The organism is Streptomyces sp. NPDC051020 (assembly GCF_040683105.1).
Classification (GTDB): Bacteria; Actinomycetota; Actinomycetes; order Streptomycetales; family Streptomycetaceae; genus Streptomyces.
Genome location: NZ_JBFBCG010000112.1, coordinates 1 through 17,163 on the forward strand (window position 1 = coordinate 1; position 17,163 = coordinate 17,163).

A 17,163-nucleotide genomic window follows, 5' to 3' on the forward strand; every position below is an offset into this window, starting at 1 on the left:
CGGTGCGTGTGATCGCAAGGCGGCCGGAAGCCCTGGTAGCGGAGCTACCTGGGCTTTTGGCCAACGCCGCGAGCGCGCGTGCCGGGCGTCGCGACAGGGCAAACCTTGCCGGTCGCGGCACTAGCTCCGCAGCTCCTGGGTGCAGCACTTCACGCTGCCGCCGCCCTTGAGCAGCTCGCTCAGGTCCATCGGGACCGGTTCGAAGCCGCGCGCCCGGAGCGGGTCGAAGAGGCCCGCGGCGCCCTGCGGCACCAGCACGTGGAGCCCGTCGCTGACGGAGTTCAGGCCGAACGCGGCGGCGTCCGCCTCCTCGGCGATCAGTGCGTCGGGGAAAAGCCGCCGCAGCACCGACCGGCTGCCCGGCGAGAACGCGCCCGGGTAGTACATGATCTCGTCGCCCGCCTCGTCGAGCACGCAGAGGGCCGTGTCCAGGTGGTAGTAGCGCGGGTCCACCAGATCGAGGCCGATCACCGGCCGGCCGAAGAACTCCTGCGCCTCGTTGTGCGAGAGCGGACTGGACCGGAAGCCGCGCCCGGCGAGGAGGTACGAGGAGGTGACCGCGAAGTCGCCCTCGCCCTCGTTGACGTGGTCCGGCTCACGGATCTCGGTGAAGCCGTGGTCCCGGAACCAGTCCCGGTGCGCCTCCGCCTCCGCGTACCGCTCCTGGTAGGCGAACCGGGCGCCCAGCACCCGCCCGTCGACGACGGTGGCGCCATTCGCGGCGAAGACCATGTCGGGCAGCTCGGGGCGCGGGGTGAGCAGCTCGACGGTGTGGCCGAGCGCACGGTAGCGGTCGCGCAGGTCCTCCCACTGGGCCTGCGCCAGCGGCAGATCGACCGGCTTGGTCGGGTCCATCCACGGGTTGATGGAGTAGGTGACCTTGAAGTGGGCCGGGGCGCACATCAGGTAGCGGCGCGGCGTGGCTGTACGGGGCGCCGGAGCAGTGGCTTCGCGAGGCAAGGGGACGGCGGCTTCACGAAGCGAGGAGGGTGTGGCTTCACGAGGCAATGAGGGCTCCTCACGGACGGCAGGGGTTGCCTGCAGGGTGCCGGGGCTCGCACGGGTCTGTGCGTGAGCTCATGGTGCGCCGTTCGGAGCTACCGCGCAGTGAACCGATCGGGTGGTTCTGCGGGATGCTCCGTAACGTCTATGGAGAGATACGGAGACGATACGTCTCGCCTCGCTCCGCTGCTACCGTGACGGGCATGGCAGAAAACCGGCCGCCCGACCCCGGCCGCCGCAGCGAGCGCTCCCGCCGGGCGATCTACGACGCGGCACTCGGCCTCGTCGGCGAGGTCGGCTACCCGAGGACGACGATCGAGGCCATCGCCGCCCGCGCCGGTGTCGGAAAGCAGACGATCTACCGCTGGTGGCCCTCCAAGGCCGCCGTCCTGCTGGAGGCCTTCGTCGACCTCGGAAACCGGGCCGCCGAGGAGGCCGGAGAGGCCGGGTACGCCATCCCGGACACCGGCGACCTGGCGGCCGACCTGAGGACCGTCCTGCGGGCCACCGTCGACGAGCTGAACGATCCGGTGACCGAGGCACCCACCAGGGCGCTGGCCGCCGAGGGGATCGTCGACGCCGCGCTCGGCGCCGAATTCGTCGAGAAGCTGCTCGAACCGCAGCTGCAGCTCTACGTCACCAGGCTGCGCGCCGCCCAGGAGGCGGGCGACGTACGCGCCGAGATCGATCCGAGGATCGCCCTCGAGCTCCTCGTCGCCCCGCTCACGCACCGCTGGCTGCTGCGGACCAGGCCGCTCACCCACGCGTACGCGGACGCACTCGTCGACTACACCCTGCACGGTCTGGCCGTCCGCTAAGAGGAGCTCACGAAATGGGCGCCCGGCTCGCGGCGCCTGGCACGCACGCACGCTGCGTTGCCGAAATGCCCTAGTAGCTCCTTCCCCAAGCTCTCAGCTTCGTTCGAGCAGGGGAGGCCCCATCCGAGGACCTTCCGGCGCCTTGCGATCGCACGCACCAGACCCCGCGAGCTGATCGGACTCCCATTTTGTGAGCCCCTCTGAGTCACGCCGCGCGACGCCGTCGCACCGAGCCGCCACAGCCACGCCTGTCATTTCCGGACAAAAGATCACAAAGGGACCTGCTCAGGGCATCGGTCGACGCCCCCGCTTCAGGACTCTGGCCACCCAAGGCGCAGGATGGTGGGACCATAGGGGCAGGGGCAACGCTGAGGTAAGGGGATAGATGGGCGCCGATTTCGGCCGTTCTCGCGGCACAGAGAGCAAGTTTTCCCAATGGCTGCGCCGGCGACCCAAACCGCAGCAGCGCGCGGTCGACGACACCGCCCGGGAGGCGCTGCTCCTGGCCGTCGCCGAGGCCGGAATGCCGATCGCGCCCGCCGCCCACCCGATCGGCTACCGATGTTCATGCGAACGCATTGGCTGTCCCACTCCCGCCAGGCACCCCGTCTCCTTCGCCTGGCAGACGCAGTCCACCACCGACCGTGCCCAGATCGAGCGCTGGGCCCGCAGTCAGCCGCAGGCCAACTTCATCACCGCGACCGGCATGATCCATGACGTCCTCGACGTGCCGTTGACCGCGGGCAGCCAGGCACTGGAGCGGCTCATCGCCGCGGGTGTCGACGTCGGCCCGGTGGCCGTGTCCGGCGAGGACCGGATGCTCTTCTTCACCGCCACCCGCGGCACCCCCGAGGACGAGGACGAGTGGTGGCCCTGCGAGCTGGACTGCCACCCCGAGACCATGGACGAGCATCCGGGACTGCGCTGGCACTGCCGCGGCAGCTACGTGCTCCTGCCGCCCGCCCTGCTCCCCGGTGAGCTGGACGTGCACTGGGTCCACGGGCCGGAGAACCCGCTGCCGGACCCGCTGACGCTGCTGGAGACGCTCACCGACGCCTGCGCGCAGTACGCCGATGCGGCGGACCAGAGCGATTTCGACCACGGGTCGGTGGCCTGGCCGCTCAGCCGCTGAAGCCGGAGCGCGGGGCCTGACGAGCCCGGCGCCCCCGTCTCCCGGCTCACGGCCGGCGGACCGCGGGGCCCGGCTCCCGGGCCCACGGCGTTACGGTGTCACGAGCCCTTCGCCGCCGTGAGCCCCGGCAGTCGGTTCAGCATGATCACCTTGGCGCCGTTCGCGGCGCCCTTCTTCGGGACGTACACCAGCTGGCTGGAGACGCGCTCCTTGGTGAGGGTGGTCTTCACCTCACCGGTCAGCAGCGCCTGCACATCCGCGTTGACCGGCGGACGCAGCCCCTTCGCCGCGGTCTGCTGCTCGAAGTGCTTGCTGCTGAAGAAGACCAGCGCCCCGCCGTCCTCGGTCTCGAGGCCGAGCGGACCGAACGCACCGCTGTCCAGCGGCTGGTCGATGTACTGGTACGAGAAGCCCGCCTGACGGGTGGTCCTGCGCACGTCCCGCCAGCCCGAGGTGGCGACCCCGGGGGCGAACACGTCCGGCGTGCCCTTCTGCAGATACTCCGTGTACTGGGTGCTCAAGTCCTTGGGTGCCACGGAGAGTTCACTGCTGTCCGTGGCCACCGGCCGGGCCCGCCCGTCGCTGTCCTTCGCGAAGGCGGGCACCACGGCGGGCGCCACGACCGACAGATAGGCGGCCCGCCACCCGGCGTCGGGCCCGGACCGCAGGAAGACGATCAGCCAGCGGGTGTCCTGCTTCCCGCTGTCCTGGTCGCGGTTGGAATCGGTGTCCGCGACGAACCAGCGCGGCCAGCCTGCCTTCTTCGGGATGACGTAGGTGGCGTCGGTCAGCTCCAGCGGCCTGTGGTTGGCATTGCCGCCGGGGTAGTTCTTCTGCCGCGCCTTCAGGCCGGCCTGGTTGATCGCGCCGAGCGAACCGGTCACCCGGTCCGCGTCGAGCGCGGGATCGTAAGCCTTGTCCGCTGCGTTGTACGCGGCGGTGAAGTCCGCGAGGGCCTTCGCGGCCTCAGACTTCGTCGCCGCCGGTACGACTTCCAGCTCGCCGTGCACCGTCACGCACCCGCTCGCCGTCATGCTCAGCACTGTCGCTGCCGCGAGCCCCGTCGCCAGCCGAATCGGCCTCAGGCTTCTCATCCGTTGCTTTCTGCGCCTTCTGATCCGTCGCCCCCACTGACCGTCCGAACCCTACCGGGGCCAGGAACAGTGCGAGCGTGGGGATCAGATACAGCGCCCACACCGTGACTTGAAGAACGGTCGGGTCGGGCTGGAAGTTGAAGGTGCCCTTCAGCAGCGTGCCGTACCAGCTGTCCGGCGGAATCGTGGCGCTGATGTCGAACGCCTGGTTGTGGATACCGCCCAGGAACTCGGCCTCCTGCAGGTCGTGGACGCCGTACGCGAGCACACCCGCCGCGACGACCACCAGCATGCCGCCGGTCCAGGTGAAGAACTTCGCCAGGTTGATCTTCAGCGCACCTCGGTAGAACAGCCAGCCCAGCACCACGGCGGCGGCGAGCCCGAGGAACGCGCCGATCATCGGATGCCAGCCGTCGTCCGCGGCGTGCACCGCGCGCCAGACGAACAGCGAGGTCTCGAGCCCCTCCCGGCCGACCGCGAGCAGCGCCGTCGCGACCAGTGCCCCGGTGCCCATCGCGAGCGCCGCGTCCAGCTTGCCGTGCAGCTCCTTCTTCAGATGCCGCGCGGTGCGCCGCATCCAGAACACCATCCAGGTGACCAGACCCACGGAGAGGATCGACAACGAACCGCCGAGCGCCTCCTGCGCCTTGAACGTCATCTCCTGCGAGCCGAATTCGAGACCGGCGCCGAACGCCAGGCTGACGACGACCGCGATGCCGACACCGACCCAGATCGGCACCAGTTTGTTCTTGTTGCCGGTCTTCACCAGATAGGCGATGAGGATACAGACGACCAGGCTCGCCTCAAGGCCTTCGCGCAGGCCGATCAGGAAGTTGCTGAACACGTTTCGGTTCTCCTTATGTCCGCTTCGAGTCCCGTTACGAGAACAGCGCCCGGCCCCACCAGTCGTCCTTGTCGCGGACGCCCGGCGGGACGGCGAAGTGCGCCGAACCCACGTGCTGGATGTACTCGTTGAGTGCGTCGTGTGCCGCGAGGCGGCGCTGCAGCGGAATGAACGCCTTACGGACATCGCGCTGGTAGGCGAGGAAGAACAGCCCGGCGTCGAGCCGGCCCAGACCGTCCGTACCGTCCGTGAAGGAGTAGCCGCGGCGCAGGATCGTCGCACCGTCGTTGCTGTCCGGGTGGGCGAGCCGCACATGGGCGGTCGGCAGCATCGCCTTGAGGAACGGCTCGTCGCGTTCCTTCGCCTTGCCCACCGGGGCGCCCTCGCCCTTGTCCCGGCCGAAGACGTCCTCCTGCTCCTGGAGCCCGGCCCGGTCCCAGGTCTCGATGTGCATGCGGATGCGCCGGGCCACCAGGTACGAACCCCCGGTCATCCAGCCCGCGTTGTCCTTCTCGCCGACCCATACGTGCTTGTCCAGGGCCGCGGTGTCGGTACCGGAGATGTTCCGGGTGCCGTCCTTGAAACCCATCATGTTGCGGGGGGTCTGGGCGTCGGGCGTCGTCGAGGACGTCTTGCCGAAACCCAGCTGCGACCAGCGGATCGCGGTGCGGCCCATGCCGATCCTGGCGAGGTTGCGGATGGCGTGCACCGCGACCTGCGGGTCGTCCGCGCACGCCTGGATGCACAGGTCGCCGCCGCTGCGGGCCGTCTCGAGATTGTCGCCGGGGAACTTCGGCAGATCGACGAGCGCCTCCGGGCGCCGGTCCTCAAGACCGAACCGCCCCTTGGTGAACAGCGAGGGACCGAAGCCTATGGTGAGGGTGAGCCGGGACGGCTTGAGCCCCAGCGCCTCGCCCGTGTCGTCCGGTGGTGCTTCGGCGAGGCCACCGTATGCCCCGTCGCCGACCGCATGACCGGCCGTCATCCGCTCGGCCGCCCGCGTCCACTCCTTGAGCAGCGCGATCAGCTCGGCCCGGTCCTTCGTCGTCACGTCGAACGCGGCGAAGTGCAGCCTGTCCTGGACGGCGGAGGCGATACCGGCCTGGTGCACACCGTGGAACGGCACCGCGGCGCCGCTGTCCGCGGTCGGTACGGTATCGCTCTTCGTGCGCACCGCGGCGACCGCGCCACCGGCCGCGACCGCGCCGAGCGCCAGCCCGGCACCGCCCCAGCCGAGCAGGGCGCGGCGGGACGGCGCACGTCCGCCGGCCGCGGCCTCTTCGCCGTCGACGGTGTTCTGGGTCTCCTCGGACATGTGCGAAGCCTCCCCGCTCGTTACTTCGTCACCGCGGCAGCGAGCTGCGACAGCGGCTCGGCCAGGGCGTTGACGGCGTCCGACAGTTCCTTGCGGTCCGCCTTGCCGACCTTCTCGTACGAGGTGAACTCGTACGAGGTCTTGTCCGCGCGGTACTTGTCCAGCAGCGTGTTCAACGACGCGAACTGCTTGTCCAGGGAGGCGGTCAGCGCCGGGTCGTTCTTTGACGCGATCGGCTTCAGCAGCTCGTACGACTTCTGCGCACCTTCGACGTTGCCCTTGAAGTCGATCAGGTCGGTGTGGCTGTAGCGCTCCTCCTCACCGGTGACCTTGCCGGTGGCTACCTCGTCGAGGAGTTCCTTGGCGCCGTTGGCCATCGAGGTCGGGGTGATCTCCGCCGTGCCGACCCGCTTCTGCCAGTCGAGCAGGTCCTTGTAGAGGACCGGGGCGAGAGCCTTCTCCTCGGCGCCGAGCTTCTTGTCGTGCCACAGCGCCTTTTCCAGCCGGTGCCAGCCGGTCCACTTCTGGCCGGCCTCCAGGCCGTCCTCGCGGAGGTCGACCTTCGGGTCGATGTCACCGAAGGACTCGGCGACCGGCTCGGTGCGTTCCCAGCCGATGCGGGACTCGGCGTACGCCTTCTTCGCGGCCTCGATGTCACCGGCGGCGACGGCGTCCGTGAAGACCTTGGCCTTCGGCAGGGTCTCGTCGGCCTGCGCCTGCACATAGGTGCGGTACTCGGTGACGGCCTTGTCCATCTCGGGGCTGCGCTTGGCCGTGGTGCCGCCGGTGATCTCGATCTTCTGCCGGTAGCCGGCGCCCTTCATGCCGGGCTTGCAGACGATGTCGTAGGAGCCGGCCTTGACCTCGGCCGTGATGGTGGCCTTGGTTCCGGGGCCGATGTTCTCGCGCTCGGCGGCGATGCGGGCATCCGGGAAGAGCAGGTAGACCTCGGTGACCTTGGAGCCCTTGTTCTCGACGGCCAGTTCGACGTGGCCGGCCGGGAGCTTCTTCTTGGACACCGTGCAGGAGTCGTCCTTCGCGACGACGCTCAGAGCGCCCTCGCCCTTCCCGTCACTCTTTTCGGCGCAGCCCGTGACGGCGGTCAGGGCTGCCACCGTGGCGGCAGCGGTGACTACGGAGAGACGAACGGCTCGCATACGGGCTCCACACAGGCTGAAGAGAGAAAGGCTGGAACGAGACAAAGGCAGGGCAGGTGAGGCGAACCTAACTTAACCGAGGCTTACCTGACTGATGCCCACTCGTGCAGTGATTCAGCTCTCACTTGGGGTGTGGGGGAACGAGGTGATCACGAGCGACCCATGGGCGACCCAAGCGATAGTCAAGGGATGGTCAAGTGGCCGGGTTTCTTCTCGGTGTACAGGTCGAGGGCGGCGGCCGGCTCGCCGAGCGGCGGCGGGGCACACTGCGTCGGTACCCGGGCCCGTTCGCCCTGGACGGCGCGGAGTGCGACCGCCCTCGACCGGTGCCGTCGAACTCCGGACTTCACAGGAGCTCTGGGCTCCTCGGGTGCCTCGGCCCGGCAACCTGCCGGTCCGGCCCTGTGACGCGGCCGGCGCCCGCGCGGTGCTTGAATGCGCACGTGAATGACTTCGACGTACCCGCGGGCATCGACGTACTGCGGGTGTTCTGCGGCCCCGACGGCCGGCACGGCAACCCCCTCGGGGTCGTACGCGACGGCAGTGCGTACCCCGACGAGGCGTCCCGGCAGGCGCTCGCCGGACAACTCGGTTTCAGCGAGACCGTGTTCGTCGACGACCCCGAGCGGGGGCACGTCGACATCTACACGCCCGGGCTCCGGCTGCCCTTTGCCGGGCATCCGCTCGTCGGCGCCGCCTGGCTGCTCGATCTGGAGATTCTGGAACTGCCGGTCGGGGAGATCTTCGCCCGCCAGGACGGTGAGTTCACCTGGATCGCCGCACGCCCCGAGTGGGTGCCGCCGCGCACGCTGGAGCGCTACGCATCCGTCGCCGAGGTCGAGGCGCTGACCGGACCGCCGCCCGGGGAGGGCTGGCTCTACGTCTGGGCATGGGAGGACGAGGCGGCAGGGCGGGTCAGGGCGCGGGCGTTCCCGCGGCGGATCGATGAGCGCGGCGTCAGCCGCTCCGGCGGAGCCGGGCCTTGCACCGGGGGGATCGTGGAGGACGAGGCGACGGGCGCCGCGGCGCTGCTGCTCAGCGCGCAGCTGGGCCGCGCCCTCAACATCACCCAGGGGTGCGGCTCCCAGATCCTCACCGCACCCGCACCGGACGGCACGGTGGAGATCGGGGGCCGCGTCCTGCTGTCCACCCGCGGCTGAGTGCCCGGCGGATTTTGGCCGGGACGTGGGCCGCTCACGTCTGCCAGGCCGGAGAGCGCAGTCCTCCGGGTCACCGCGCGCTGGGCGGGAACGCCTCTCCTCGCGTACGAGGGCTACGGAAGAGTGAGGATCTCCGCGCCCGTCTCCGTCACCACCAGCGTGTGCTCGAACTGGGCGGTGCGCTTGCGGTCCTTCGTCACCACGGTCCAGCCGTCGTCCCACATGTCGTACTGGTGCGTCCCGAGCGTCAGCATCGGCTCGATGGTGAAGGTCATGCCGGGCTGCATCACGGTGGTCGCGTGCGGGCTGTCGTAGTGCGGAATGATCAGGCCGGAGTGGAACGAGGAATTGATCCCGTGCCCGGTGAAGTCCCGGACCACGCCGTACCCGAAGCGCTTGGCGTACGACTCGATGACCCGCCCGATGACATTGATCTGGCGCCCGGGGCGGACCGCCTTGATGGCGCGGTTCAGGGACTCCTCGGTGCGCTCCACGAGCAGCCGGGACTCCTCGTCCACATCGCCGCAGAGATAGGTGGCGTTGTTGTCGCCGTGCACGCCATTGATGTATGCGGTGACGTCGAGGTTCACGATGTCGCCGTCGCGCAGCACCGTGGAGTCAGGGATGCCGTGGCAGATGACCTCGTTGAGCGACGAGCAGAGCGACTTGGGGAACCCGCGGTAGCCGAGCGTCGACGGATAGGCGCCGTGATCGCACATGAACTCGTGGGCGACCCGGTCGAGTTCGTCCGTCGTCACGCCCGGGGCGATGTGCTTCGCGGCCTCCGCCATCGCCTGCGCGGCGATCCGCCCCGCGATGCGCATGCGCTCGACGGTGTCGGCGTCCTGGATCTCCGGGCCGGTGTACGGCGTGGGAGCGGGCTTGCCCACGTACTCGGGGCGCCGGATGTTTCCGGGTACGGAACGGATGGGAGTGATCTCCCCTGGTACGAGGAGCGACTGGCCAGACATATCAGCGAGTCTAACCAGCGCGCTTGGGGCAGCATGGCCCCGAGGAAAGGAGTCGATGATGGCCCTGTTCAAGAAGCGCACGGTCGGCAAGCCGGGTGAGTGGTACTACTGCCTGGAGCACAAGAAGGTCGAGGAGGGCCCGGAGTGCCCGGCGAAGGACCGGTTCGGGCCGTACACCACGCCCGAGGAGGCTCGGCACGCCATGGAGACGGCGCAGGAGCGGAACCTGGAGTGGGAGAACGACCCCAAATGGCACGACCGCTCCACACCCCCGGAGGACGACGCGTAGGCCCGGCCCCGGGGCTCCGCCCCCGGAGGCCTACGCGCCGGAGGTGCTTGACTGTCCGGACGCCGGGAGACCGGATGCGCTCGCCTGCCGCCGCCGTCCGGCGTCCTCGTCCGTCTCCGAGTCGTACGTGAGCAGCTTCGGCAGCGCCGCCGCCAGCAGTGCGACCGAGGCCACGCACGCCACCCCGCCCGACCAGATCGCCGAGCGGGTGCCCGTCCAGCCCGCCATCGCGCCCGCCCGCACCTGACCCAGCTGCGGCCCGACGCTGTACGACAGCACCTCGATGCCCGCCAGTCGCCCGCGCAACTCCTCCGGGATGGTCTGGTTCCAGATCGTGGAGCGGCCGAGCCCGCTGAGCATGTCGCCCGCGCCCGCCGCCGCCAGGCAGCCCAGCACCAGCCACACATTGCTGAACCATCCCGCCGCGGCGATCGCCAGCCCCCAGACGGCGGCACCGAAGACCACGAACAGCCCGTGCCGTCGCACCCGTGAGGTCCAGCCGCTCGTCAGCCCCAGCACCAGGGACCCGACCGACCCCGCCGCGTACATCAGCCCCAGCGACCACTCGGCGTGCAGCTCGTCCGCGAGGAACGGGAAGATCGTGTTCGGGAAGGCGAAGAACATCGCGGCCAGATCGATCGCGTACGTCCCCAGCAGCACCGGCCGGCTCCACGCGTACCGCGCGCCCTCCGCGATCCCGCGCAGCGACGGCTTCCGCGCGTGCTCGGCGGGCGGTGCGGGCGCCAGCCGCAGACACAGCAGCACGGAGACGGTGAACGTGACCACCGTGACCGCGTACGCCGTGGCGTGCCCGGCATAGGCCACCACCAGACCGGCCACCGCCGGGCCCGTGATCGCGCCGAACTGCCAGCGCAGCGAGTTCAGCGCGGCGGCCGCGGTGAGCTGGTCGTGCGGCACGATCCTGGCCATCAGCGAGTCCAGCGCGGGCCGCTGCAGCCCGGCAAGCGCGGAGACGCCGCCCGCGACGAGATAGAGCGGCCAGAGCGCAGGGTCGGGCAGCGCGGCATTCGCCAGGAGGACGACGGCGAGCAGCCCCAGCCCCGCCTCGGTGCCCAGGATCACCTTGCGGCGGTCCGCGGAGTCGGCGAGTGCCCCGCCGTACAGACCGAAGACGACCAGCGGCACCAGCTCGACCGCACCCATCGCGCCGACGGCGAGCGGCGAACCGGTGAGCTCCTTGATCTGGAGAGGCAGCGCGATCAGCGCCATGAAGCTGCCGAAGTAGGTGATCAGACCCTGGACCCACAGCAGCCGGAAGTCGGCCGAGGACCGCCAGGGCGAAAGGTCGGGCAGCAGCGCGGAGAGCCGGGCGGGCAGGGCGGAGGCGGAGGTCACGAGGGGTCATGGTCCGGTGCCGTACGTGCCGCCTGCAACCGGTTTTGGCCGAGGTGCGCGGCCCTTCACCACCTCGGCGGCGGTGGCGCGGTCAGCTGGTCGGCGAGCCGGGACAGCCGGTCCCGGAAGCCGCGCCGACCGCGCGGCGCCGGGGCGCTGTTCTCGCCGGCCGCCGCGCTCACCAGATGCTGCACGGTGTCCAGGTCCACATCGTCGGTGCCGGTCACCGCGAGCGTCTCATGGGCCAGCCCTCCCACCTCCGGGTCACCGTCGTCCAGCGAGAGCACCGTCGCCCCGGCCCGGCGCGCATCGTGCACCCGCTCCAGCAGCCCGGCCCCGGGCCGCTCCGGGGCCACCAGGAGCAGCGTCTCGCCCCGCCCGGCTGCCTCGATCCGGCCCAGACCGACGGCCAGATGCGCCGGATCGCCCGGTCCCACCCGGTGCCGCACAAGCGTGGGAGTCAGCTCCGGCAGCCCGGACCAGGTGGACTCGTCGACGAGATGGGCCGCCAGGTGCCACGGCTCGTACGCCGCCGTCCCCACCAGCAGCAGCCCGCCGCCGTGCGGAACGACGGACGAGCGCAGCGTCCCCGCGAAACGCCGGGCCGCCGCGGGCCACTCGGTCCCGGCGAGCACTTCTCGGAGCAGGGCGACGCGTACGGCATCCATGGCCCGGCATCATGCCGCAGAGCCCGTCCCCGGCACCGGCGAACGCCACCGGACCAGCCGAACGGGGCCTGAGCTTGACTCTGTCGGGGATCTTGGAGTTTCCCGGTGCGGCAGCGTGATCAGCGGGCATCGGGGCTGTTTCGAAGGCCGATGCAGTTGTCGAGGTGTCCGTTGTCTCTCCGTCCCCGTCCCGGTGAGCAAGCCCCGTCTCTGACTGCGCAGGTCGCGCGGGCGAGAATCCGGGCGGTACGACAGCGATGTGGGTGAGAGACCGCCTGGACGGGCTGTGGTACGACGAGGGCTTCGCCGACTGGTACCCGCGCGACGGGCGCCCCGGCCTCTCGCCCGCCCAGTTGGCCACTGTCCCCGACCAGCTCACCGCGCACCAGCGGCATGATGACCGGCCGCGGCACGGTCCCCTCGCAAGCAGGGACGACTACTCCAGGATGATGGTTGCCACCAGCTCGACAGAGCATTCCTCGCCGTCGTTGTACGAATACCGATGGGCCACGCGCTTGATCGTCTCGGGGGCGAACACCGGCAGCGTGGTGGCCCAGCCCTCGACGAAGACGTTCGTCTCCTCGTCTGGACCGACCCTGGGGGCTTCTGCCGTCGTCTCGTCAACGATCTGCGCTGGGGCCTCTTCGTTCTCCGCTACGAGGATGTGTCACACCTCATGAAGGAACTGCACAACTAAGCAGGTTTGACATGGAGTTGATCACGAGATGATCACATCCACCAGGAAAGGCGGTCGTGAGTCTGAACCGCAGGTGAAGCTTGGCTGCCTCCTTCGGGTCGCACTCCCGGAGGAGGCAGCGAGGCCAATCGGACCTCGCGAACGCCATCACACCAGCCATGCGTTCTTCTCTCAGTATGTGCAAGACCGCAGCGGTTGTGGCCTGTGCCGCCCTGCTGCCGCTCGTCGTCGCACCTGCCGCGTCCGCCGAAGATGCCCTCGGGGGCAAGCAAGGGGGAATCTCGATACAGTCCATCGACAGCTACCTGAAGGGCGTGGTGGTCGGCTTCAAGTCCGGCAGAACCAACATAGGGACAGCCCCGACGATCATCGACTTCTACGACTGCAGAACCTCGGATCACGGGTATGTCAATGAGTCGACCCAGGTTCAGTTGATCAACTACAACTACACCACCCCGAACGAGTATTGGGAGAAGAAGACCTTCACCGCCTGTTTCAGCGGAGGCCAGTCCCATGGAGAGTGGGCCGGGCGTAAGGGTGATGACCTGTACTTCCAGATCAAGGCGGTAAACGGGAGCACCAGCGTCGGACCGACGCTGTCCGCTACGCGCGTCCACATGTGGTGATCTGAGGCACACCACAGCCCGCACCGAACCGGTGCGGGCTTCCCCCAACCGTAAGAGAGTGCGCACCATGCCCATCGGCTTCCGCTCGGTCGCGTTCGGCTATCGCCGCCGAAGCCCTGTCATCCAGCACTTCACCTTCGACTTCCCGCCCGGCCGGACCGTGTTCCTCGGCCCCAACGGCGCCGGAAAGTCGACGGTCCTGTCGCTGGCCGCTTCCGTGCTCCGGCCAGAGGCCGGCACCGTTGCGTACGGCAGGCGGACGACCGCCCGGCGTGGCGACCTTGCCGAATACCGCCGACGCATCGCCTGGCTGCCCCAGCAGATCGAGTCGGTTCCCCGCCTGACTGCCCGCGAACAGGTGGCCTATGTCGGCTGGCTGAAAGGCATGATTCGCCGAGATGCCTGGGACGCCTCTCTTGGTGCTCTCGAGCGAGTCGAACTCGCCGACTTGGCCGACCGGAAGGTTCGCCGGATGTCCGGCGGGCAGCAACGCCGGGTCGGCGTTGCCCAGTCACTGGTGCACGAGGCCGAAGTCCTTCTGCTCGACGAGCCGACAGCCGGCATGGACCCGCGCCAGCGACGCGTCTTCCACGAGATCCTCGGCGGGCTCGACCAGCACGTGCTGCTCTCCACTCACGATGTCGCTGATCTGGAGGACACCTACGACCACGTCGTCGTGCTCAACGGCGGGACCATCCGCTTTGCCGGTGCGGTACGCGAGTTCCTTGCCTTGGCCCCGCCCGGCACCGCGGCAGGCCGCCTCGCGGAAGCCGCTTACTACGTCACTGTCCAGGAGGAGGCGGCGGCATGCGCGTAGCAACAGCACTGCGCACCACCAGCGTCGTCTGGGTCGCTCCTTTGGTCCTTGCGTGGGTGTGGCTGGTCAGCAGTCATGAGGCAGCGAACGAGCCGGCCTACTGGGCTGGCAACACTGCTCTGGTCGGGCACACTCTCCCCTTTTATGCCCCTGCTTGCGCGGCCTTCGCGGCTTGGGAGGCTGGGCGATTGAGAAGGGCCGGGGTCCACCGACTGGGGCCCGTGCGAGGCAGATACGCGATCGCGATCAGCACACTGTGGCCGGTGGCACTCCTCGGAGTGGCGGCGGTTGTGGTGTGCCTGCTGACCGTGCGCCTGGCGACCGGCGCGGCCCATGACTGGCCGCACCTGGGCGTGCTGGCCATGGCTGGGTACCTCATCACCGTCCACACTGCCCTCGGCTACGGGCTCGGCATGCTGCTGCCGCGCATTCTGGTTGCACCATTGATTCTCGTTGTTGACTACCTGTGTCTTGTGATGCCCGTCACGATGGCCCCGATGTGGCTGCGGGAACTCACCGGATGGCTCGACGCCCCCTACGGGGACGTCACGATCACTGTGAACCCGGTGGCGCTCGCCGTACCGATGGTGCTGGCCACGGGCATCCTGGCGGCTGTCCTGGTCAGTGCGGAGATCGCCCGGTGGCGTCGCGATCGCGTCGTACGCGTCGGCGCCGCAGCTGCCGCGTCCCTGGTCTGCTTGAGTGTGTTCACCGTTTCAGCCATCGCACCCGTGCGCGACTGGAATGGTGACCCGCCACTGCGCGCCCGCACCGACCCGCCCGTGTGCGCTGACGGTTCCCCCAGGATCTGCGTCCCCGTAGAGGTGGTCGACAGGCTGGAACCGCTGGTCGATGCCGCGAAGGAGGTCGTTCCGCGCCTCGTTGACGCAGGCCTGGAGCCGCCGAAGGAGCTCGCGTTCGTCTCCGAGGCAGCCGACATCGATGCGCAGACGTGGAGGCTGTTCCTCTACCGGGACATGCGCGATGTGGATTTGAAGGCAAGCATCGCGGCGTCGGCGCTGCCACCAATCCCGCCGTGTCCCACCACGTCCGACGTCCGAAGCGGCCATGTGGGCACGCTCGCGGCCTGGCTCATGGTCAAGGCCGGCCTGGACGTTGGGGAGATCCAGAGTCAGTACAGTCAGAAGTTGGCCGCTGACCCGAGCGTGGTGCCCGTGGTGGACAGAGTGACCAAGCTGTCTCCTGACGAGCAGCTGTCGTGGTTCACACGCAATGTCACGTTGCTTCAGCAGTGCAAACCTGCTCCGGAGACCATGCCGACCGTCGTCAAGACGGAAGGGTGATCCGATGCGCTTGTGGCTGAGAACGCGACAGATCCCGGTCCTTGCCGCCGCTCTCGCGGCTTACGCCGCGCTGACTGCGGCCGCCGGCGACACGCTGGTTTCTCTTCCTTCCCTGGGCAGCGACGCCGCCCGGCCCCTCGTTCTTTTCGCCCCGCTCCTGGTCTGCATGGGGCTTGCGCTCTTTCTCAGCAGTAGACTCCCCGCCGCCGAGGCGTCGGGGAGTCGTCCCGTTTCCCGCTTCGACCAGGCACTGGTCCTGGCCACGGTTCTGACCACGGTCGCCGTGGCGCAAACCGTCACTGTGCTTCTCGATGCCCAGATTGCGAACACCGCCGGCCGCAATACCGCGTTCCTGGTCGGGCTGATGCTGTGCGCCCGCCGGATAGCGGGTCACCAGGTGGCTGCTATCACTCCCGTCGCATGGGTGATCACGATGATGCTCATCGGCAACTCGGGCGGCAACGGTGAGGCCCATCCGTGGACGGTCATCCTCATGCCTCCGGACCACACACCTGCCGCGCTCGCAGCCACCGCGATGCTGGCGCTCGGCGTTGCCTCGGCCCCGGCCGCCCCGATGCTCCGCGACGCGAACTGAGTCGAAAACGGTCTCCGGGAAGGCTTGGCGTCCTTGCTCGAACTGGCTGTTCGACTCGCTGTGCGGGGCGGCGACGCAAAAGGTCAAGCTGAGTGACGGATGTCGCAGGAGACCGACCTGGCCTTCCCTTCCAGGGCGGGCAGTAATGTCGGCGCCATGACTACGAACGACAGCGGCAGCGCGCCCAAGCCCCCCGCCAAGGACCCCTGGGACCTTCCCGACGTATCCGGGCTGACCGTCGGTGTGCTCGGCGGCACCGGTCCGCAGGGCCGCGGGCTCGCCTACCGGTTCGCCCGCGCCGGGCAGAAGGTGATCATCGGCTCGCGCGTCGCCGGCCGTGCCCAGGCCGCCGCCGACGAGCTGGGCCTCGGCGTCGAGGGCGCGGACAACGCCGACTGCGCCCGGCGCAGCGACGTCGTGATCGTCGCCGTGCCGTGGGACGGCCACGCCAAGACTCTGGAGTCGCTGCGCGAGGAGCTCGCCGGGAAGCTCGTCATCGACTGTGTCAACCCGCTCGGCTTCGACAAGCAGGGCGCGTACGCCCTGAAGCCTGAGGAGGGCAGCGCTGCCGAGCAGGCCGCCGCCCTGCTGCCCGATTCCCGGGTCACCGCCGCCTTCCACCACCTCTCGGCGGTACTGCTCCAGGACGAGGCGATCGAGGAGATCGACACCGATGTGCTGGTGCTGGGCGACGCCCGCGCCGACACCGACCTTGTCCAGGCGCTCGCCGGCCGGATCCCCGGCATGCGCGGCATCTTCGCGGGCCGGCTGCGAGGCGCCCACCAGGTCGAATCGCTCGTCGCCAACCTGATTTCGGTCAACCGCCGCTACAAGGCGCACGCGGGCCTGCGTACCACCGACGTCTGAGCCGACGGACGCCCACGGCCGCACCCTGCGGAGAGCGGAACGGGGCATGAGGGACACTGGACGGGACCGTGTACCGCCCCCGGACAGGAGTTGCCCCCCATGCCCCGCCTCGCTCTCTACGCCCTCGCCGTCTGCGTCCTTGCCGTCGGTGCGGCTGTGGCCTCCTTCGTCCAGGGCAGCTGGCTCGGGATCGTCTGGGTGCTGATGGCCGGGCTCTCGTCCAACATGGCGTGGTACTACCTGCGCAAGCAGCGCGCCGGGACCGCGGGCTGAGAGGCTGTCGGGCTGCCTTCGATCGGGAAGCGTGTGTGCCAGGCGTCGCGAGCCGGGCGCCCACCCCCCAATTGCCGGTCGGTCTAAGCTTGATCTTTAAGGCTGCTGCTCGGCCCCGCCGCGTCTAGGCATATCCGTTTTGCGCTGTTTCTTGCCGACTGGGTAGCGGGGTGCGGGT

18 protein-coding genes are annotated in these 17,163 nt (G+C 69.3%); 10 read left to right on the plus strand and 8 right to left on the minus strand.

What is annotated here, in order from left to right:
* Positions 1 to 120: 120 nt before the first annotated feature.
* Complete coding sequence (gene ddaH / locus AB0N06_RS34635) at positions 121 to 960, minus strand: dimethylargininase (RefSeq protein ID WP_366138655.1); 840 nt, start codon at positions 958 to 960, stop codon at positions 121 to 123.
* Positions 961 to 1,205: 245 nt separating this feature from the next.
* Here ddaH and AB0N06_RS34640 point away from each other — a divergent pair, with 245 nt between their 5' ends.
* Positions 1,206 to 1,820 (plus strand): TetR/AcrR family transcriptional regulator, encoded by a 615-nt coding sequence (locus AB0N06_RS34640; RefSeq protein WP_366138656.1) that lies wholly within the window; start codon positions 1,206 to 1,208, stop codon positions 1,818 to 1,820.
* 385 nt (positions 1,821 to 2,205) lie between these two features.
* Positions 2,206 to 2,952 carry a bifunctional DNA primase/polymerase gene (locus tag AB0N06_RS34645; protein WP_366138657.1) on the plus strand — a complete coding sequence of 249 codons (747 nt, stop codon included), beginning with the start codon at positions 2,206 to 2,208 and terminating at the stop codon, positions 2,950 to 2,952.
* A gap of 98 nt (positions 2,953 to 3,050) precedes the next feature.
* Here AB0N06_RS34645 and AB0N06_RS34650 read toward each other — a convergent pair whose 3' ends face one another.
* Genes AB0N06_RS34650 through efeO form a run of 4 tightly spaced genes read right to left on the minus strand, consistent with a single transcriptional unit; the run spans position 3,051 to position 7,362 of the window.
* On the minus strand, positions 3,051 to 3,986 hold the full coding sequence (locus AB0N06_RS34650) for a hypothetical protein (RefSeq protein WP_366138658.1): 936 nt from the start codon (positions 3,984 to 3,986) through the stop codon (positions 3,051 to 3,053).
* Entirely contained in the window at positions 3,919 to 4,890 is a 972-nt protein-coding gene (gene efeU, locus AB0N06_RS34655; RefSeq protein WP_366138659.1) for an iron uptake transporter permease EfeU, read from the minus strand. Before efeU ends, AB0N06_RS34650 begins: the two co-directional genes overlap by 68 nt.
* A gap of 34 nt (positions 4,891 to 4,924) precedes the next feature.
* Positions 4,925 to 6,205: an iron uptake transporter deferrochelatase/peroxidase subunit gene (gene efeB, locus AB0N06_RS34660; RefSeq protein WP_366138660.1), complete on the minus strand. Its 1,281-nt coding sequence runs from the start codon at positions 6,203 to 6,205 to the stop codon at positions 4,925 to 4,927.
* A 20-nt stretch (positions 6,206 to 6,225) separates the two neighbouring features.
* Positions 6,226 to 7,362, minus strand: coding sequence for an iron uptake system protein EfeO (gene efeO, locus AB0N06_RS34665; RefSeq protein ID WP_366138661.1), 1,137 nt, complete (start codon positions 7,360 to 7,362; stop codon positions 6,226 to 6,228).
* A 443-nt stretch (positions 7,363 to 7,805) separates the two neighbouring features.
* Between efeO and AB0N06_RS34670 the strand changes: the two genes are divergently transcribed.
* Positions 7,806 to 8,522 carry a PhzF family phenazine biosynthesis protein gene (locus AB0N06_RS34670; RefSeq protein WP_366138662.1) on the plus strand — a complete coding sequence of 239 codons (717 nt, stop codon included), beginning with the start codon at positions 7,806 to 7,808 and terminating at the stop codon, positions 8,520 to 8,522.
* Positions 8,523 to 8,635: 113 nt separating this feature from the next.
* Here AB0N06_RS34670 and map read toward each other — a convergent pair whose 3' ends face one another.
* Positions 8,636 to 9,493 carry a type I methionyl aminopeptidase gene (gene map / locus AB0N06_RS34675; protein ID WP_266986302.1) on the minus strand — a complete coding sequence of 286 codons (858 nt, stop codon included), beginning with the start codon at positions 9,491 to 9,493 and terminating at the stop codon, positions 8,636 to 8,638.
* Positions 9,494 to 9,551: 58 nt separating this feature from the next.
* On the opposite strand from map, the gene AB0N06_RS34680 reads away from it, so the two are divergent.
* The gene (locus AB0N06_RS34680) at positions 9,552 to 9,782 is read left to right on the plus strand and encodes a hypothetical protein (protein WP_366138670.1); all 231 of its coding nucleotides are present in this window, start codon (positions 9,552 to 9,554) and stop codon (positions 9,780 to 9,782) included.
* Positions 9,783 to 9,812: 30 nt separating this feature from the next.
* On the opposite strand, the gene AB0N06_RS34685 is transcribed toward AB0N06_RS34680, so the two are convergent.
* Together AB0N06_RS34685 and AB0N06_RS34690 are read right to left on the minus strand one after the other, a co-directional pair.
* Positions 9,813 to 11,138: an MFS transporter gene (locus AB0N06_RS34685; RefSeq protein WP_366138663.1), complete on the minus strand. Its 1,326-nt coding sequence runs from the start codon at positions 11,136 to 11,138 to the stop codon at positions 9,813 to 9,815.
* 65 nt (positions 11,139 to 11,203) lie between these two features.
* Positions 11,204 to 11,806, minus strand: a complete 603-nt coding sequence (locus AB0N06_RS34690; protein ID WP_366138664.1) for a hypothetical protein — start codon at positions 11,804 to 11,806, stop codon at positions 11,204 to 11,206.
* Positions 11,807 to 12,679: 873 nt separating this feature from the next.
* Here AB0N06_RS34690 and AB0N06_RS34695 point away from each other — a divergent pair.
* The 6 genes from AB0N06_RS34695 (at position 12,680) to AB0N06_RS34720 (ending at position 16,985) form a co-directional block, all read left to right on the plus strand.
* On the plus strand, positions 12,680 to 13,129 hold the full coding sequence (locus tag AB0N06_RS34695) for a hypothetical protein (RefSeq protein ID WP_366138665.1): 450 nt from the start codon (positions 12,680 to 12,682) through the stop codon (positions 13,127 to 13,129).
* Positions 13,130 to 13,196: 67 nt separating this feature from the next.
* Positions 13,197 to 13,946, plus strand: coding sequence for an ATP-binding cassette domain-containing protein (locus AB0N06_RS34700; RefSeq protein WP_366138671.1), 750 nt, complete (start codon positions 13,197 to 13,199; stop codon positions 13,944 to 13,946).
* Positions 13,947 to 14,224: 278 nt separating this feature from the next.
* Positions 14,225 to 15,250, plus strand: coding sequence for a hypothetical protein (locus AB0N06_RS34705; protein ID WP_366138667.1), 1,026 nt, complete (start codon positions 14,225 to 14,227; stop codon positions 15,248 to 15,250).
* Positions 15,251 to 15,254: 4 nt separating this feature from the next.
* On the plus strand, positions 15,255 to 15,845 hold the full coding sequence (locus tag AB0N06_RS34710) for a hypothetical protein (RefSeq protein WP_366138668.1): 591 nt from the start codon (positions 15,255 to 15,257) through the stop codon (positions 15,843 to 15,845).
* Between the two features lie 156 nt (positions 15,846 to 16,001).
* Positions 16,002 to 16,712: an NADPH-dependent F420 reductase gene (gene npdG / locus AB0N06_RS34715; RefSeq protein ID WP_366138669.1), complete on the plus strand. Its 711-nt coding sequence runs from the start codon at positions 16,002 to 16,004 to the stop codon at positions 16,710 to 16,712.
* Between the two features lie 99 nt (positions 16,713 to 16,811).
* On the plus strand, positions 16,812 to 16,985 hold the full coding sequence (locus tag AB0N06_RS34720; protein ID WP_266986310.1) for a hypothetical protein: 174 nt from the start codon (positions 16,812 to 16,814) through the stop codon (positions 16,983 to 16,985).
* Positions 16,986 to 17,163: the final 178 nt, after the last annotated feature.